Consider the following 18,320-nt stretch of genomic DNA (forward strand, 5'->3'; position numbering starts at 1 on the left):
GATCCTTGGTTTCAATCCGGACTTTATAACTACCATCCGCTTGTTTTACAGCCTTATGCCAGATAAGATCATCTTGACCATTTTTCTCAGACCAAGTTGGAACTAGAACTTCCTTCACTCCTTGTGGGTGGTTGACTTGTGAGACCACAACATCAAAGCCTGTTGAACTGATGTTACTTCCTGTCACCTGACCTGTTTTTTGAACCACTGGAGCTTGAGGGACAGTTACCTTGGTTCCAGTTACATATTCCCGGTTATTTTGGTTCGTCACATAGTAAACATGGGTGAGATAGCTACCCGCGTCATTCTTATGATCCTTGGTTTCAATCCGGACTTTATAACTACCGTCCGCTTGTTTTACAGCCTTATGCCAGATTAGATCATCTTGACCATTTTTCTCAGACCAAGTTGGAACTAGAACTTCCTTCACTCCTTGTGGGTGGTTGACTTGTGAGACCACAACATCAAAGCCTGTTGAACTGATGTTACTTCCTGTCACCTGACCTGTTTTTTGAACCACTGGAGCTTGAGGGACAGTTACCTTGGTTCCAGTTACATATTCCCGGTTATTTTGGTTCGTCACATAGTAAACATGGGTGAGATAGCTACCCGCGTCATTCTTATGATCCTTGGTTTCAATCCGGACTTTATAACTACCGTCCGCTTGTTTTACAGCCTTATGCCAGATTAGATCATCTTGACCATTTTTCTCAGACCAAGTTGGAACCAAAACTTCCTTCACTCCTTGTGGGTGGTTGACTTGTGAGACCACAACATCAAAGCCTGTTGAACTGATGTTACTTCCTGTCACCTGACCTGTTTTTTGAACCACTGGAGCTTGTGGGACAGTTACCTTGGTTCCAGTTACATATTCCCGGTTATTTTGGTTTGTCACATAGTAAACATGGGAGACATAGCTACCCGCGTCATTCTTATGATCCTTGGTTTCAATTCGGACTTTATAACTACCATCCGCTTGTTTTACAGCCTTATGCCAGATAAGATCATCTTGACCATTTTTCTCAGACCAAGTTGGAACTAGAACTTCCTTCACTCCTTGTGGATGGTTTACATTACTAACAACAACCTCAAAACCGGATGCAGAGACACTAGAGGTTGAGATGCGACCTGTTTTCTCTACCTTCACTTCTGGTGTCACTGGGCGACTTGGTTGAATCGACTGAGCACCGATTGCTACGTAACGACGGGTACCTGAATAAGAAATGTAAGAAATCCAAGTATAATTGTCCGCATTTAAAACGCGGTCATAACGAACAGACTGACCTGGACGATAGGTTGCTAGATCTGGACTCGTGATTCGAGCTTCGTTTTTAACACCCGCAGTTTGGCTAAAAGTATAGGTTCCTTGAGGTGCCAAGGCTTTCAAGGTATTGGCAACAGCTGAATCCGTAGTTTGACCAGCATTATTTTGAGCCGGAAGAGCCACATAACGTCGAGCACCTGAAGCTCCGATATAGGACAACCATTGGCGCTGTTCCCGATTCAAGACCTGATCATAAACGACCGATTGCCCCTTACTATAAGTCGCAACAACGCTAGAGGCCAATCGGGGTTCAGAGTGAACTTCTGCGACTTCTTCAAAAACATAGGTTCCTGAGTTTGGTAGCTGATTACTGGTTTCTGCCGAACCAGATGTTGCAGCACGCCGGAAGGGAGTTGCTGAAGCAGGCTGAACTGATTCAGTTTTAATAGATGCAGAATTCTCAGAAGGCAAGGTTGATGTTTCCTCTGTAGATGCACTCGCTTCACTTGAAGAGACTGCTTTAGAAGATGAACTAGGGCTGGTCGCCACTTCAGTAGAAGGAGCCAAGGATGCCCTTAAGCTTGTCTGAGGCGTTACAAGTTCTGAACTTGGATTTGTTTCTAGTGTTCCATTCGCTTGAGGCTCAGACGTCACTGTTTGGCTGGATGATTCACCCTTGACAGTGGTTTCTGAATAACTATCCGCCTGCACTTGTCCTCCCATGAAGACAAGGCTAGCAATTAAAACAGAAGCCGCACCGAATGAATATTTCCGGATGGAAAAACGTTGCTGGGATCTCTGATTCATAATGACTATTTCCTTTATTTTTTCTTAAAGTTACCCATTTATTTTATACTAAGTTTTTGTTTTTTTCAATAAAAGCATCAAAAAAAAGGCTGGGACAAAAGTCTCAACCTTTCTATTTTAGTTATCGGAATAACTTTTACGCAGTGGTTGATTGGTCAAACAGCTAAAAGGCTGTTTGAGGTAGCAGATAGGAGAGCGAAGCAAATAACAATTGTTCGCTTTTATTGAGAGAACAGTTCATGTTCTCTTATCCAGATACTCAAAGAGTCAATTTCTAACTCTTTGACCTCCGAAAATAACCGAATCAACTGTGCGGAGGTGGGATTCAAACAGTCTGGGAAGAGACTGTTTGAACCCGAGCCTAACAATAAAAGAGCGAGGTCGGTTTGGGGAGAAACCGTTTCAGCTTACAACTTGAAACAAAGACTTGTAACGAACAATTTTTTACGAAAATTATTCTGTCCCACTCTTCTAAACCATTAGTTTACAAAATCTAAAAGAGCTAGGAAGCTATCCACTTCAAGGGAAGCACCCCCAACAAGAGCTCCATCTACATCTGGGCAAGCCATGTAATCTTTCACATTTGATGGATTTACAGAACCACCGTATTGCACACGAACTTTGTCTGCCACTTCTTGACCAAAGTCTGCAGCAACAACATCACGAACAGCTTTACACATTTTTTGTGCGTCGTCCTGAGTTGCAGATTTACCAGTACCGATAGCCCAGATTGGCTCATAAGCAATCACAAGTGAGGATACTTGCTCAGCTGAAAGCCCTTTAAGAGCTGCTGAGACTTGTACTCCAACAAACTCAACTGCTTGTCCAGCTTCATAAGTTTCAAGTGACTCACCACAACAGATTATTGGTGTCATACCATTACGGAAGATAGCATGTGCTTTTTTGTTGATATCTTCATCTGTTTCGTGGAAGTAGTCACGACGCTCTGAGTGACCGATCACAACGTAGTCAACACCCATTTCGTTCAAAACTTTAGGGCTAGTTTCACCTGTGAAGGCACCCGCATCTTCAAAGTAACAGTTTTGCGCTGCCACTTTAAGGTCTGAATCTTTAGAAAACCATAGAAGTGCGTTCAAATCAACTGCTGGTGCAGCAATCGCTGCTTCAACAAGATCAGCTGATGGCAATTTGCCTGCTAGTCCCTCAACGAAAGCTTGTGCTTCTTGAGGGTTTTTGTTCATTTTCCAGTTACCTGCGATAATTGGTTTACGTGACATTTCACATACCTCTTCTATTTTTATTACAGTCCTTATTTTATCACAAAGACGAGCAGAAAAAAAGGGAAATCCAAAAAACACTAGCCTGGCCAAAGACCAAGCTAGTGCTGTTCTGACTTAAATTGTTAATCTAGGAAATGAACCGAATTAAGCTTCGATTTCAGTAACCATACCTGAACCAACAGTACGTCCACCCTCACGGATAGAGAATGTTGTTCCTTGTTCTACGGCGATTGGGTGGATCAACTCAACGTCGATTGTCACGTTATCACCAGGCATAACCATTTCAGTACCTGCTGGCAACTCGATAGAACCAGTTACGTCAGTTGTACGGAAGTAGAATTGAGGACGGTAGTTGTTGAAGAATGGAGTGTGACGTCCACCTTCTTCTTTAGTAAGGATGTAAACTTCACCTTTAAATTTAGTGTGTGGGTTGATAGAACCTGGTTTAGCGATAACTTGTCCACGTTCAATCTCATCACGTTGAACACCACGAAGAAGAACCCCAACGTTGTCTCCTGCAAGACCTTCGTCCAATTGTTTACGGAACATTTCAACTCCAGTAACAACTGCTTTAGTAGTTTCTTCTTTGATACCAACGATTTCGATTTCGTCATTGACACGAACCACACCACGGTCGATACGTCCTGACGCAACAGTACCACGACCAGTGATTGAGAATACGTCCTCGACTGGAAGAAGCAATGGTTTGTCAGTATCGCGTTCTGGTTCTGGAATGTATGAGTCAACAGTATCCATCAATTCCATGATGATGTCTTCAAATGCTGAATCACCTTCAAGCGCTTTAAGAGCTGAACCTTGGATAACTGGTAGGTCATCACCTGGGAAATCGTATTCTGAAAGAAGGTCACGGATTTCCATTTCAACCAACTCAAGCAATTCTTCATCGTCAACAAGGTCAACTTTGTTCATGAAGACGATCAAGTTTTTAACACCAACCTGACGTGAAAGAAGGATGTGCTCACGAGTTTGTGGCATTGGTCCATCTGTAGACGCAACTACAAGGATCGCTCCGTCCATTTGAGCCGCACCAGTAATCATGTTTTTAACGTAGTCCGCGTGTCCTGGAGCGTCGATGTGAGCGTAGTGACGTTTTTCAGTTTCGTACTCAACGTGTGCAGTGTTGATGGTGATTCCGCGTTCGCGCTCTTCTGGAGCAGCGTCGATAGAAGCGTAATCTTTAGGTTGGTTAACTGATGAAGGCAAACGACGTGCCAAAACAGTTGTAATCGCTGCAGTTAGGGTAGTTTTACCGTGGTCAACGTGTCCAATTGTACCAACGTTAACGTGGGGTTTACTACGATCGTATTTTTCTTTTGCCATTTGGGTAAAAGCCTCCAATAAAATATATTTTATAGATAGACAGTAGGCAATACAGTCTAACTTTCCCTACTATTCTATCAGACTGTTAGAAAAAATCAAGCCTTTTACTTCTTTTTTTAATTTTTTCCATTGATTAGCCCGAGTTCCGAAGCCCTGTCGCAATCCCATTGATAGTGGTTGCAATTAAGGAATTGGCTTCTTCCGGTAATACCCCCTCACGCTTACGCCGGATTAACTCTACCTGGATGTAATTTAAGACATCGAAGTAAGGCATGCGGTAGGACAAACTATTCGATAGATAGGTATTATCCGCCAAAAGTTGATCGCTCTCTTCTATTAGCAAGAGACTTTCTTTGGTTTTTTCCCATTCCGCAAAAATCAGGTCAAACACTTCCGCTACCTGAGAATCCTGTACCAAGTCTCGATAGTGGGCCGCAATGGTCATATTGGATTTGGCCAACACCATATCCACATTGGAGAGTAACCCTCGGAAAAACGGCCAGTTCTGATACATGTGACGGAGAATCGAGAGCCACTCAGGATCCTCCGCCATCAAAGTCTGAAAGGCCTGACCAACCCCGTACCAACCTGGTAACATGATGCGATTCTGAGACCAAGAGAAAACCCAAGGAATAGCCCGTAATCCTGAAATTTCAGTAATCGTTTTCCGAGCCGCTGGCCGGGAACCAATGTTGAGACTAGAAATTTCGGTAATCGGACTAGCTTCAAAGAAGAACTCATAGAAAGCTGGATTTTCAAAAACTAAGTCTCTATAAGCCTGGTAGCTCGTTTCGACAAGGTGGTTCATAACCCGACCATAGGTCTCACGCTGCTCCGGACTCAATTCCGCTTCCAGATTCAACATACGGTCTAACGAAGCAGATAGAAGCATTTCTAAATTGTAATAAGCAGCTTCCTTATTTCCATATTTATTAGCAATCACTTCCCCTTGCTCGGTCAAACGCAAACGATCTCGAATACTTTCCAAGGGTTGAGCAATAATGGCTTCATAAGTCGGACCGCCACCACGACCAACTGTCCCCCCGCGTCCATGGAAGAAGGTCACTTTAACGCCAAATTCTTGACCTAACTTTTGCAGATCCTCTTGGGCTTGATAGAGAGACCAAACTGAGGAAAGATAGCCTCCATCCTTATTACTATCCGAATAGCCCAACATAATCTCTTGATAGCCATTGCGTGAAGCAATCCATTTTTGAACCAAATCCAAGGATAGATAGGAACGCATGGTCTGTCGAGAAGCCTCTAAATCCTCAATTGTTTCAAAGAGAGGCACCAATTGAAGACGGGTCGCATCACGGTTGACCAGCCCAACTTCTTTCAAAAGCGTTGCCAATTCCAACAGATCAGAAACACTGGTTGCATGAGAAATGATTGATTGCCGAATGACGTCTTCGCCCAATACATCTTTCAGTTTGGCTGCCATTTCGAAAATAGCCAACTCCTTAGCTAATAGCTCACTTTTGGCAAGAGTGGGAGCCGAAAGTGGTCGTGGGTCTTCCTCCAATAATCTGAGCAAAAGAGCCACCTTATCTTCCTCTTCAAGCTCTGAATAATGCTCCTCAATCCCTGCTGTCGTTAGTAGCTCAGCTACACAGGCCTCGTGCACACTCGAATCCTGACGCATATCAATGCTAGCTAAGTAGAAACCAAAAACTTCTACTGCCGTAATTAACTGACTCAGTTTCCCTGACGCTAAGTGACGCTGCCCAAAAGCCATAAAGGAAGACTGTACCTGTTCCAACTCTGCCTTGAATTCTTCAGCAGTCGCATAGGCGGGAATTTTATCCCAATTGCGCTCCTGCTGCATTTTGATCAATTCTTTCCCAGCCAAGGCCAACTCCTCTGGCTGTCCCAAGAAAACCTGCATTTCCTTTTGAGTTTTCAGAAGGCGATCCCGAATCCAAGAAAGGGCGCGACGATAAGGTTCTTTTTCTCTAAAAACAGAATTATCTTGTGAAAGGTCAGCCAAACGAGCTACCTGGGAACTCACATCCGTCAAATTAAGGGAAACAGAGTAATCCCGGTAGAGCTTATTCAAAGACTGAAGATAATAATCAAAAAGAACTTCCTGCTGAACACGAGCGGATACTCGTAGAGTTTCCGCTGTCACAAAGGGATTCCCATCTCGGTCTCCACCAATCCACATCCCCATAGCTATCGGGCGACTGTGAGGAACGGACAGACCTTCTTCTTTGGCCAAGTCCCGGTAAGTTTGAGTCAAGCGTGGGACAGCCTCCAGTAGCGAGCTGCGATAATAGGCCATCGCGTTAACAATCTCGTTTTTAACCGTCAGCTTTTGTTCCCGGATAAGGTCGGTTTGTAGGATAGTCTCCAAATAACGGTAGAGTTCCTCCTCCCACTCATTCTGATTGAGATCACCGGGCAAGGCCATTCGCTTGCGTTTGAGCAAGTCATGAATCTGAGAAGTTAAATCCAATAGGGATTTGCGTTGAACCTGAGTCGGATGAGCCGTCAAAACAGGTACCACTTGTAATTGCTCCAAAAGTTCCTGCGCATTGTCCATCTGAGCAGTCCGTGCCACAGCCTGACTGAGTTTTCCCAAGTAGTCCTCAGCCAGATTATTCCGGCGTTGGATGGTCACTTCCAAGTCCACATCTTCCGCAATATTAATAAGCAAGGGCACGACTGCAAAATAACGAACCAAGAGAGAAATTCGGTCTGTCTCTAAATTTCGAAGATAACTCGCAATCTTTTCATCCTGACCTTGGACGACCCAATCTTTAATCTGGTCCATCTCAACCAGCATCTCTGACCCATAAGCCGCTTCAACAATTTGGTTAACCATACTTTTCAATTCATAAGCGTCCTGAGCGATGGCATCCGCTGATACCTGGTATTCTAATTTTTCCATGTTTACTCCTCTACACAAAAAGAGGCGTAGACGGTTGGCCCCGTCCCTGCCTCACATTCAAGCTCTTTCGCCAGGCGAATCACCTACTTGGATTTCCAAGTCCCTTTTCTTTTCCGCAGCGTCAACATTTAAAACAAAAGCAATGGCAATGGACAAGACAAGGAGGCTATTCCCCCCTTGCGAAAGGAAGGGAAATGTCACCCCGGTTGAGGGAATCAAGCCTGAGATTCCACCAATATTAACAAAGGTCTGCGTTAGCAAAAGCCCACCAACTCCTGTGGCTAAAAGGGCATTAAACGGATCTCGGGCTCGAATCCCAACCAGTAGCACCCGTAAAATAAGGAAGAAGAGGAGACCTAAAATCAGACTGGCTCCTACAAATCCTAACTCCTCAATGACAATAGCAAACACAAAGTCCGTATGGGCCTCCGGTAAGTAGCCATTTTTCTCGATTGAGTTCCCCAGGCCCATACCAAACCAGCCACCATTACTCATGGCATAATAGGAATTAGCCAACTGGTGACCGGAATCAGATAAGTCCTCGAAAGGATTATAAAAGGCACTAAAACGCTTAGCAATATATCCAAAAAGTGGCACGTTGGCCACGACATCCACCCCAATCAAACGAATGGCTCCCAAGACGGCTGCGGATAAAACGGCAATCCCTCCCATAAAGGTCGCAAACCAACGATAGGAAATTCCACTTAGGGAAATCATAATCACAACCAAAAGGGACAGGATAGTGGCGTTCCCCAAATCCGGAAGGGAGGCGATGACAGCTAAGGACACAAGAACCGCAATCCGCCAATCAGAAAATGAGCGTGGAAAAAACTGATTTTGAGTCAAGGCATAATAGTCACTTTTAGCTATCAGTTCTTGTTGCCGACTAAACACAGAAGCTAGGTACCAAATCATCACAATTTTGAGGTACTCAGCTGGCTGTAAACTTAAGGGCCCCAAAAGGATCCAACCGCGGGCACCATTAATCTGGGCCCCAAAAATTCTGGAGATGATCAACAAGAGAATAACCAACCACATGACGATGGTCACCAACCGTTGGTTTTTCAAAAAGTCTAATTTAAACTTATATATTAAAGCGACCCCGATTAAACTCGCAATCCAGAAGACCCCCTGTGTCAGTACCGAACTAAAGGGATTTCCACCACTTTGGATGGAATTGGCACTGGTCGTTGAATACACCACAATCAAGCCCAAAATAGACAAGATGAGGTAAGGAATCAGGATTGAATAGTTTAACAAGTAGCGTTTTTCAATCTTCATTGCATACCCGTTTTTTCTAAAAATTCAGCCTTGATTATACCATTTTCCCAATCGAAAAAAAAGGGAAACCCCATTCCCTATTCACCTGAGTGACCTCAGTTTCCCAAAAATGGGCTTTTTTCCGCCAAATCAGGCGAGATTTCTTGTTTTTTCCACCATTTTAAGATAGAATGAACCTTATGAGACAAAGGATAAAACCGATTTTTATCGCAATCTTTTTTGGTTTCTTCTTTCTCAGTTTAATTGTCGGCCATATCCAAGTACAAGGGTTACGAGCCGAACAAGAAGCCGCACGAGCAGCAAAGGCTGCCGAGGAGTCGCGAAAGAGTAAGCAAGATACGACCAAAAAGAAAGAAACGACCAACGAGGAAGTCAACCTCCGTCCCATCGTCGACCTCTCTGGTTGGCAACTACCAGAAGAAATAGACTATGACGTTATGGCCGAGTCCATTTCAGGTGCCATCATTCGTGTCCACAGTGGCGCTCAAGCCAAAAAGGAAAATGCGGCTACCTACCTGAATGGCATTGACAAATCCTACCAGAAACACATTGAAGAATTCCAAAAACGGGATATTCCTGTTGCTGTCTACGCTTATGTAGCAGCTGGATCCGTTAAGGAGATGGAGAAGGAGGCTACCGAATTCTACGAAGCCTCTGCCAAATACAAACCAAGCTACTACTGGCTCGATGTGGAAGAAAAAACCATGTCCAATATGGACAAGGGCGTCGAGGCCTTTCGTGCTAAACTGCAGGATTTAGGCGCTAAGAATATTGGAATCTACATTGGAACCTACTTTATGGAAGAGCACAGCATCTCCACTGATAAGTTTGATGCCGTTTGGTTCCCAACTTATGGAGTCGATTCTGGTTATTACAATGCTGCCCCTTCTACGGATATTGATTATGACCTTCACCAATACACTTCCCGAGGTTGGCTACCCGGATTTGATAAGGAGGTTGACCTTAATCAAATTTCCCCTTTAAAAAATACCGCCAAAACCTATAAAAAATTATTCCAAAGGGACGCTGCTGATTACCAATATCAAACTGAATCCCAGACCGAATAGAAATTGTGGCTGGGACTTTTATCGTCCCAGCCTCTCTTTTGGTTAAAACTGATAAAGGAGTTTTATGGCTAAGAAAACATTAAAGAAAACCTTGGTGGAACAAATTCTCACCAAGGCAGGCATCACCCATCAAGCCCATCACTTCAACGGTTTAGAAGGACAAACCCCTGACGAACTTGACCGGGCTCGCATTTTTAAAACCTTGGCCCTTAAGGGAGACAAGACTGGACCGATCATTGGAGTGCTTTCTATCGAAGATCACCTTTCTGAGAAAAAACTCGCCACCATATCCGGAAATAAAAAGGTCCAAATGATTCCTCAAAAAGATTTGGAGAAAACCACTGGCTATATTCACGGGGCCAACAACCCCGTTGGAATCCGTCAGCGTCATCATTTCCCTATCTACATTGATGATCGGGCACTAGACTTCACCAGTATCCTAGTCTCAGCCGGTGAAATTGGACGAAGTGTCCAATTGTCTGCTCAAGACTTAGCCGACTTCGTCGGAGCCAGCTTTGCAAATTTTCGTAAAAAAGGAGAAGAATAGAAATGAAGTTATACTTTGTTCGCCATGGTCGAACGGAATGGAATGAAGAAGGCCGTTTTCAAGGGGCCAGCGGAGATTCTCCACTCCTAAACCAAGCCATCTTGGATATTGAGAGGCTTGGAAAACACCTTCAAGACGTGAGTTTCGACCGCATCTTCTCCAGTGATCTACCACGCGCCCTCCATACCGCTCAAATCATTCAGTCTCAGAATCGAACCCCAGTGGATATCGAACCCCAAGCTGCCTTACGAGAATGGCAGCTTGGCCGGTTAGAAGGGCAGAAGATTACCACCATGGAAGCCATCTATCCCCAACAAATTCAAGCTTTCCGTCACAACCTTGCCAAGTTTAATTATGATATGTTTGGGGCTGAGTCCGTTTACCGGACTACCCGTCGGGTGACCCAGCTGGTTCACTCTCTTAAGGATGAACCTTACGACCAGGTGTTGTTCGTTGGCCATGGAGCCAATTTGGTGGCCTCACTTCGAACCCTTTTAGGGGTTAAACCTGCCTTGTTGCGGGATTGGGGTGGTTTGTCGAATGGAAGTTTGACCATCTTAGAAACTGATGATTTCAGAGATTTCCAAGTCCTTAGTTGGAACGACACCAGCTTTTTAGAGTCTGTTAAAGTCAAACCTATCCACTCATAACCCCTTCAATTGTGATAAAATAAAACATAAGTAAACGGATGACAGAGGAGGAAAATATGTCACACCATCTAACAGAGGAACTCAATGACCAGCAAATCATTCGTCGGGAAAAAATGCAGGCCTTGGCGGAAGCTGGCATTGATCCCTTCGGCCACCGCTTCGAACGAAGCGCTAATTCTGCGGAATTGAAAGAAAAATATGCGGATTTGGATAAGGAAACCCTTAATGACTTGAATGAGTCCGCTACAATCGCCGGTCGCTTAATGACCAAGCGTGGCAAAGGGAAGGTCGGCTTTGCCCACGTCCAAGACCGTGATGGCCAAATTCAAATTTATGTCCGTAAAGATGAAGTTGGCGAAGAAAACTATGAAATCTTTAAAAAAGCGGATTTAGGTGACTTTATCGGAGTTGAGGGTCAAGTCATGCGGACTGATATGGGAGAATTGTCCATCAAGGCTAGCCGCCTAACCCACTTATCCAAAGCCCTTCGACCACTTCCAGAAAAATTCCATGGTCTATCAGATGTTGAAACCATCTACCGCAAGCGCTATTTGGATCTCATATCCAATCGTGAAAGCTTTGAGCGCTTCATTGCTCGCTCCAAAATTGTTTCTGAGATCCGACGTTATCTAGATAACCAAGGTTTCCTTGAAGTAGAAACTCCAGTCCTTCATAACGAAGCGGGTGGGGCTGCTGCTCGACCTTTCGAAACCCATCACAATGCACAAAACATGGATATGGTCCTCCGCATTGCGACGGAACTCCATCTGAAACGCTTAATCGTTGGTGGTATGGAACGGGTCTACGAGATGGGACGGATCTTCCGTAATGAAGGAATGGATGCTACCCACAACCCTGAGTTCACGACAATTGAAGCCTACCAAGCCTATGCAGATTTCCAAGACATCATGGACTTGGTTCAAGGAATTATTCAAGCTGCCGCTAAAGCCGTGACAGACCAAGCGGTTATTACCTACCAAGACCAAGAAATCAATATCGGTCATGACTTTGCGCGTGTGCACATGATTGACGCCATCAAAGAGATTACTGGAGTGGATTTCTGGCAAGCAATGACACTGGAACAAGCCCAAGAACTAGCAAAAGAGCACAAGGTTCCTGTGGAAAAACACTTCACATCTGTTGGTCATATCATCAACGCCTTCTTTGAAGAATTCGTAGAAGACACCTTGGTGCAGCCAACTTTCATCTATGGTCACCCAGTTGAGGTTTCTCCATTAGCCAAGAAAAATGCGGAGGACCCTCGCTTCACCGACCGCTTTGAACTCTTTATCGTTGGTAAAGAATTTGCCAATGCCTTCACAGAGTTGAACGACCCAATTGACCAACTATCCCGCTTTGAAGCTCAAGCTAAAGCCAAAGAATTGGGAGATGATGAGGCAACCGGAATCGACTACGACTTCGTGGAAGCCCTCGAATACGGAATGCCACCAACCGGTGGACTCGGAATCGGAATTGACCGCCTCGTCATGCTTCTTACAAACGTAACAAGTATCCGCGACGTCCTCCTATTCCCAACTATGAAATAAGACAAAAGAAAGACCTCCTGAACATCAAGATCAGGAGGTCTTTGTGACTTCATCCTCTTTACATTTCAAAATCTGACTTTGTCAGACCTCTTTGATGAACATAATGAGTATCACTCCCTATCAACCCGTTCCCTGGCCTTCTTGGCCATATATTTATAAAGACCGGCATAGCGGGAGCGGTATCCAGCTTTCCAAGGTTTATCTCGTCCAGCAAAGTGAAGAAAAACGGTGTTTGCAATAACCCAGTCCAAATCCCACTGGTTATTACTTCGGGCTTGGTAGAGCATACTGTAGCGAGCGTCGTAATTGTAGATTTCATCTGGCAACGCTAGCACCCGATCCGCATACAGACCATTGAGGACGTCCTGGTCCGGTAGAATCAGAAAGTTTTTATTTTTAGCGATATAATCTAGAATCGCCTGACGCTCAACCGCTTCTCGAATGGCCGTCAGATTCATCAAAAGAACCCCCGTATTGAAATAGGAGGATTCCATCTCGAAATTTTGCAGGCGTAATTTGTTGACAAAATCTAAAATGTCTCCGTCTGCATTGTGACTAGCTGCAGCATAAAGCGCTGTTCCCATCTCCATCTGGTATAGAGAAGTGAAGTCATTGAGACAGAGAATATCTGCATCCAAGTAGAGAATTCGCTCCAAATCTTGAGGCAAAAACTCTTGAGCTAAAAGTCGATAGTAGATCGTATCAGGATACCGATCGGTCGTCGGAGCATCTTTGAAAATCTGATTGCCCACTACAACCGGATGGTAAGAATACCCTAATCCTTGGCAGTAAGTCGCTAATTCCTCTTCCCTAGCCAAACTCTCTTTCTGCATCAAGTAAATCGCAACCTTCTTCTCCCCCAGTTCCTGTTGGATGGAATAAAGTGTTACCTTGAGCTGATCTACATAGCCATCATCAATGACAAATAATAGGTTTAATTCTTGCACCTCTCCTCCCCCTTTCATCAAGTGTCAGCCTTTCGGTATCGCAACAGAGCGATGCCATCAGTCACGGCGGATTCAACCAATTTCAAAGAAATTTCTGGCAGGGTCTGATCAAACAGACGACGTCCTTTTCCTAGAATAACCGGTACCACCCCTAAAATGTACTCGCTCACCAAGTCTTCCGCAATCAAACTATCGGCAATCTGAGCACCACCAAAAAGCCAAATCGGCCCACCTTCTTCAGCTAGTAACTCTTTCACAGAACTTACTACGTCGGGCGTAAAGTGAACATTGTCCCTTTTTTCCTCAGGCCCCCGCCGAGCTACCAGGAATTGCTTCTCCTTTGCACCTGGAATCTCATCCAACCCTAATTCTAGAAAAGACCTGTGGCCTAGGACGACCGTATCACAGCTTTCAAAAAAAGCCGCATTATCAAATTGTAAAGCAGTATTGGCCATGGAATCGTCCGGCGCTTGGATCCAATCATAAGAGCCATCTTCACGCGCCACATAACCATCCAAACTCACTGCAAGATTTAAGACTAATTCTCGTTTCATCCTTACTCCAAAGATTTTAAGGCATCCAACATCGGAATGCGATTGATTTTTTCTTGTATAAAGAAATAGAGGCCCATCAAGACCAACATTAATAGCACCAGGGGCAAAAGATAGGGTGTGTACCCCATGTCTCGGCTAAAGATCACACCTGCTGGCGCAATCTGACCTAAGAGAAACCCATGTAGGTAATAGCCAGCAACCAAGCCCAAAAGAGCACCCAGACTTGTCAAATACAAGAGTTCCTTATACAACAAGCGCTGCATCTCCCGGGGATAAAAGCCCAAGACCTTCATGGTCGCTAACTCCCTTGTTCGCTCATGTAGGTTGAGCAAGGTCAATGTAATTAAAATAATCACAACCAAACCCAGCGAAAGGAAGGATACCAGATACATGGTCTGATTCAAAGACTGGGAGGTATCACGGAAGAAAGACTCCATCAAAGCCGTATCCTCCAGACTCAAGGTCCCAGTCGATTTCAAGGCGGACTCCCTAAAAGCCGCTTCCTCCTCTTCAGACAACTGCCACAACTGGGCATTGGCTTCCACATCCCCAGACATGTGAGCCGGCGACAAATAGAGGGTATAGCCCACATACTGTCGCACAATTCCGCCCACTGTCCAAGTTTTACCAACAAGGGACACGGGATCTCCTACGCTAACCCCCAGTTCCTCGGCCAAGGGTTGGCTGAGAACCACACCGGCTTTCTCCAAATCTAAATCCTGACCAGTCTGCCAATCTTCAAGTCGGATCATGTCGCTCCAGGTCTGGTTCGGTAATTGGGTCAGAACCTGCAGTCGCCCTGTCTCTCGAGGCAAGTCCAGCTCCTCTTCTTGATAATAGAGACTAAGCGAGCGACCTTGATCATAGTGGAAAGGTTGGCCTTCACGATGGATCAGCAAGGCATCGTAGTTCCAAACATGGTGAAACTGCTTGTCCGCCACACCGGCGATCGACACCTGCAGACCAAGGGCCGCAACCAGCAAAGCGATGGAGCCCAAGACTCCTAAGACGGTCATCAGCATGCGTTGCTTATACCGAAACAGGTTGCGGGCTAAGAGTTTCTGGCTGAAATTCAACCGAGACCACATGTCAGGTAGCCTTTCCAAGAAAATTCGTTTCCCCTTGCTAGGAGGCTTGGGTCGCATGAGTTGGCTGGTGGACTGCCTTAAGTCTGGCACTAAGAGCCATAACAAGGGCAAGAGTATCGACAAACCGCCCAGCCCCAATGACCAAAGGAAGGGGGACCAACTGAGGCTTTGCTCAATTCCTGTAAAAACGGTGCCTTGTAGGAGAATGGCCTGAATCATAGGGGCTAGAATCCCCACACCCAATAGACCACCGACCCCTGCTCCCAAAGCTGCCAAAAGGAGGCCATAACTGACAAACTTAAACATCAAAGCCAGAGGACCATAGCCTAAAGCTGACAACAAGCCCATATTCTGCCGTTCATCTTGAACAAGCCGCACCATACTGGTCAAAGCCACCAAAATGGTCACACCATAGAAAATCGGTGGTATCCAGTTAGCAACTTTTTTCAAGCTTGCAATACTGGTATCTAAGTAGGTATAGCTTGAGGATCCTGGGAACTCTCCCATGTCTAAGACTTCAAAGAGCTCCTGCCCTTCCAGTCGTTGAACAGCTTCTTCATAAACCGTAAGTTGCTGCTGGCCCTCCTGCAAACTTCGCTGGTTGCGTTCCAACTCCATCTTAGATAGATATTCCTGAGCTTGTATGAAGTTTTGCTGCGCCTGCTGCAAGTCCTTCTTCTGTTGACGCAGATCCGCCTGTGCCGCCTCCCAACTCCTGCTCTCCTGGTCAGCCAACCACATCTCTAGCTGATTTTGAGTCGCCTCACCGCCACCTATCTGTGCTAGGTTAGCTTTTTGATTTTTAAAAAAAGTAGAGGGAACAAAACCATATACATCAACTTGCCCCTGACCTAAAAGACTAGGTCCGAAATCCTCTTGGGAAATGAGCTGACTAGACTGGGCGAAACCTGTTATGGTCAGCCTTTTGACACCTCCAAGCCAGTCCAGTTCGACATCTTGACCCTGTTTAAAATCAGACTTAGCCACTTTCCCCAAGACTATTTCAGAATCTAAACTCGGAAGCTGGCCTTCTAGATTCCATAACTGAGCTAGCTCATCCGGCAGGGAGAAAAGCCGAAGTACCCGACCATCTTGCAAGAGAACATCTTGCATATAACCGAAATTAATTATCACATTCTGTTCTTTGAGCTCTTGCTCCAGCTCCTTTTTCTCTTCTTGGCTAAAACCAAGCTTGGCTAAGACTGTAACGTGAGGAACGGCCTGTTCTGCTTTAAAGGCTGTCAACCAACTGTCGAGGCTAGGACCGGCCAACTGCAGGCCGACCAAAACAAAGGCTGACAAGGTCAGTAGACTGGCCAAGGCTAAAAAGCGGCTCCAACTCGACTGAAGCGTTCGGAGTAAACTGAGCCAATAAGTCTTTTTCAGCATACTAATACTCCAATTCTCTTACAGGCAGTGGACTTTCCTGAATCTGAATACTTTTAATCTGAGCATCCTGCATGTGGATCACCCGATCCGCAATGCTGGCCAAAGCCGCATTGTGGGTCACAATGATAACCGTCCGACCTTCTTTGCGAGCCAAATCACTCAAGAGGGTTAAAATTTGCTTTCCAGTCTTGTAGTCCAAAGCCCCTGTAGGTTCATCACAGAGGAGAAGTTTAGGGTTTTTGGCCAGGGCACGTGCGATCGCCACTCGCTGCTGTTCCCCACCAGATAACTGGGCTGGAAAATGATGTTGCCGCCCTTCTAGTCCCACACTCATTAACGTTCTTTGAGCATCCAAGGGATTGGAGACCAATTCCGTCGCCAGCTCCACATTTTCCAAGGCGGTCAAATTTCCCACTAAATTATAAAACTGAAAAACAAAACCAATCGCTTCCCGGCGATAATGAATCCGTTCCCGCTCGGAATACTGAACAATGTCCTGACCATCAATCAACAACTGACCACGACTAGCCTGGTCCATCCCTCCAAGAATGTTGAGTAGCGTTGATTTACCAGCTCCTGACGCCCCTAAGATAACGACAAGCTCGCCTTCCTCCATTTCAAAGGATAGAGCCCGATTGGCCACAACTTCCAAGTCTCCCTGACCATAGATTTTCCAACAATCCTTTGCTTCAATATAGGCCATTTTAAGTGCCCTCTTTCATCCGTATTTCTTCCTCTATTCTATCACAAAACCAATAGCTGCTCCTGATTTCGAAAAATCTTCCATTGCAAAAAGGCTGGACACGTATTCCAACCTTCCTATTTTCATTCACAATAAATCTGAAATGTCTCCCCTATCTTCGATTCATGATGGACCGTAAAATTCGAGCTAAAATCAGCCAAAGACCAATGAAGGCTAGACTAATCCAAATCCAAGCCAGAGGCTCTTCAGACAGAGGAAGCGGGACATTCATCCCAAAAAAGCCCGTAATAAGGGAGAGGACCGCTAGAAGAATCGAAATAATATTGAGGCTCGTCAAATTCTCATTCAGCGTATTGTTCAGGATGGTATCATAAGCACCCGATAATTGCTGTAAAACCTGAGATTCCAACTGGGTCATGGCAAGAAGCTGTTGCGCTTCAATGAGGGCATCCTCTAGCTCCTCCAACTCCTCGTTAGTCAAACGGCTGGTGCGCGGGTGTTTCCGTAACTGTTCCAACACTAAGACATTTTGATTGCTGGCAGTCAGGAGATAGACTAAACCCGTCTCCAAATCTGAAAGTTCCAGCAAGAGTCGTTTGGTGGTTTGTTTTCGTAACAGACCATTCACTCGATCCTTCTCTCGGTCAATTTCATCTAAAATTGGGAAGTACTCTTGAGTGACTAAGGTCAGAATGAAAAATAAAAACTGATAACTACTGCTAATCGTTGTATAGGGAAGGTGACGCTGAATCCGATCAATCAAATAATGATTCTGCTCATTGACAATCATGATCACTTGATTGCCTTGGGCGATGAGAGTCAGAGGAGTTGTCTCATAGTGATTATCTTCCTTGATTGGATCCAAGGCATTAAACCCAAATTATTCATACCTAACTTAAAAACCTTCCAGAAACCGTATTGATCACAGGGTTTCTGGAAGGTTCTGCTTTTCACCCATTGGGTGAAACATTCGACTAGACAAAAAAGGATTTCCCCTTTAT

The 18,320-nt window shown here is 45.1% G+C and carries 14 protein-coding genes; 4 read left to right on the forward strand and 10 right to left on the reverse strand.

Annotated elements, in window-relative coordinates:
• The 5 genes from I2503_RS02480 to I2503_RS02500 form a co-directional block, all read right to left on the reverse strand.
• On the reverse strand, positions 1-2,071 hold a 2,071-nt coding region (locus tag I2503_RS02480), incomplete at its 3' end, for a GBS Bsp-like repeat-containing protein (protein WP_196966908.1).
• Between the two features lie 479 nt (positions 2,072-2,550).
• Positions 2,551-3,309, reverse strand: a complete 759-nt coding sequence (gene tpiA / locus I2503_RS02485) for a triose-phosphate isomerase (RefSeq protein WP_196966909.1) — start codon at positions 3,307-3,309, stop codon at positions 2,551-2,553.
• A 147-nt stretch (positions 3,310-3,456) separates the two neighbouring features.
• Positions 3,457-4,653: an elongation factor Tu gene (gene tuf / locus I2503_RS02490; RefSeq protein WP_179925281.1), complete on the reverse strand. Its 1,197-nt coding sequence runs from the start codon at positions 4,651-4,653 to the stop codon at positions 3,457-3,459.
• A gap of 133 nt (positions 4,654-4,786) precedes the next feature.
• On the reverse strand, positions 4,787-7,546 hold the full coding sequence (ppc, locus tag I2503_RS02495) for a phosphoenolpyruvate carboxylase (RefSeq protein ID WP_196091200.1): 2,760 nt from the start codon (positions 7,544-7,546) through the stop codon (positions 4,787-4,789).
• Between the two features lie 57 nt (positions 7,547-7,603).
• The gene (locus tag I2503_RS02500) at positions 7,604-8,827 is read right to left on the reverse strand and encodes an FtsW/RodA/SpoVE family cell cycle protein (protein WP_196091199.1); all 1,224 of its coding nucleotides are present in this window, start codon (positions 8,825-8,827) and stop codon (positions 7,604-7,606) included.
• 179 nt (positions 8,828-9,006) lie between these two features.
• Here I2503_RS02500 and I2503_RS02505 point away from each other — a divergent pair, with 179 nt between their 5' ends.
• The 4 genes from I2503_RS02505 (at position 9,007) to lysS (ending at position 12,638) form a co-directional block, all read left to right on the forward strand.
• Positions 9,007-9,894: a GH25 family lysozyme gene (locus I2503_RS02505; RefSeq protein ID WP_196091198.1), complete on the forward strand. Its 888-nt coding sequence runs from the start codon at positions 9,007-9,009 to the stop codon at positions 9,892-9,894.
• 64 nt (positions 9,895-9,958) lie between these two features.
• Positions 9,959-10,441: an aminoacyl-tRNA deacylase gene (locus I2503_RS02510; RefSeq protein WP_196966910.1), complete on the forward strand. Its 483-nt coding sequence runs from the start codon at positions 9,959-9,961 to the stop codon at positions 10,439-10,441.
• A gap of 2 nt (positions 10,442-10,443) precedes the next feature.
• Complete coding sequence (locus I2503_RS02515) at positions 10,444-11,091, forward strand: histidine phosphatase family protein (RefSeq protein ID WP_196966911.1); 648 nt, start codon at positions 10,444-10,446, stop codon at positions 11,089-11,091.
• A gap of 56 nt (positions 11,092-11,147) precedes the next feature.
• The gene (gene lysS, locus I2503_RS02520; RefSeq protein WP_196966912.1) at positions 11,148-12,638 is read left to right on the forward strand and encodes a lysine--tRNA ligase; all 1,491 of its coding nucleotides are present in this window, start codon (positions 11,148-11,150) and stop codon (positions 12,636-12,638) included.
• 110 nt (positions 12,639-12,748) lie between these two features.
• Here the strand turns inward: lysS and I2503_RS02525 are convergent, their stop codons facing one another.
• The 5 genes from I2503_RS02525 to I2503_RS02545 form a co-directional block, all read right to left on the reverse strand.
• Entirely contained in the window at positions 12,749-13,603 is an 855-nt protein-coding gene (locus tag I2503_RS02525) for a glycosyltransferase family 8 protein (RefSeq protein WP_196966913.1), read from the reverse strand.
• Positions 13,603-14,139, reverse strand: coding sequence for a dihydrofolate reductase family protein (locus I2503_RS02530; protein WP_196966914.1), 537 nt, complete (start codon positions 14,137-14,139; stop codon positions 13,603-13,605). The genes I2503_RS02525 and I2503_RS02530 overlap by 1 nt, the downstream gene beginning before the upstream one ends.
• A gap of 2 nt (positions 14,140-14,141) precedes the next feature.
• A complete protein-coding gene (locus tag I2503_RS02535; protein WP_196966915.1) occupies positions 14,142-16,616 on the reverse strand; it encodes an ABC transporter permease in 2,475 nt (824 codons plus the stop codon).
• Position 16,617: 1 nt separating this feature from the next.
• Positions 16,618-17,319, reverse strand: coding sequence for an ABC transporter ATP-binding protein (locus tag I2503_RS02540; protein WP_196091191.1), 702 nt, complete (start codon positions 17,317-17,319; stop codon positions 16,618-16,620).
• Between the two features lie 151 nt (positions 17,320-17,470).
• Complete coding sequence (locus I2503_RS02545) at positions 17,471-18,184, reverse strand: magnesium transporter CorA family protein (RefSeq protein ID WP_247644667.1); 714 nt, start codon at positions 18,182-18,184, stop codon at positions 17,471-17,473.
• Positions 18,185-18,320: the final 136 nt, after the last annotated feature.

The organism is Streptococcus sp. NLN64, from assembly GCF_015831295.1.
In the GTDB taxonomy this organism is placed as follows: Bacteria; Bacillota; Bacilli; order Lactobacillales; family Streptococcaceae; genus Streptococcus.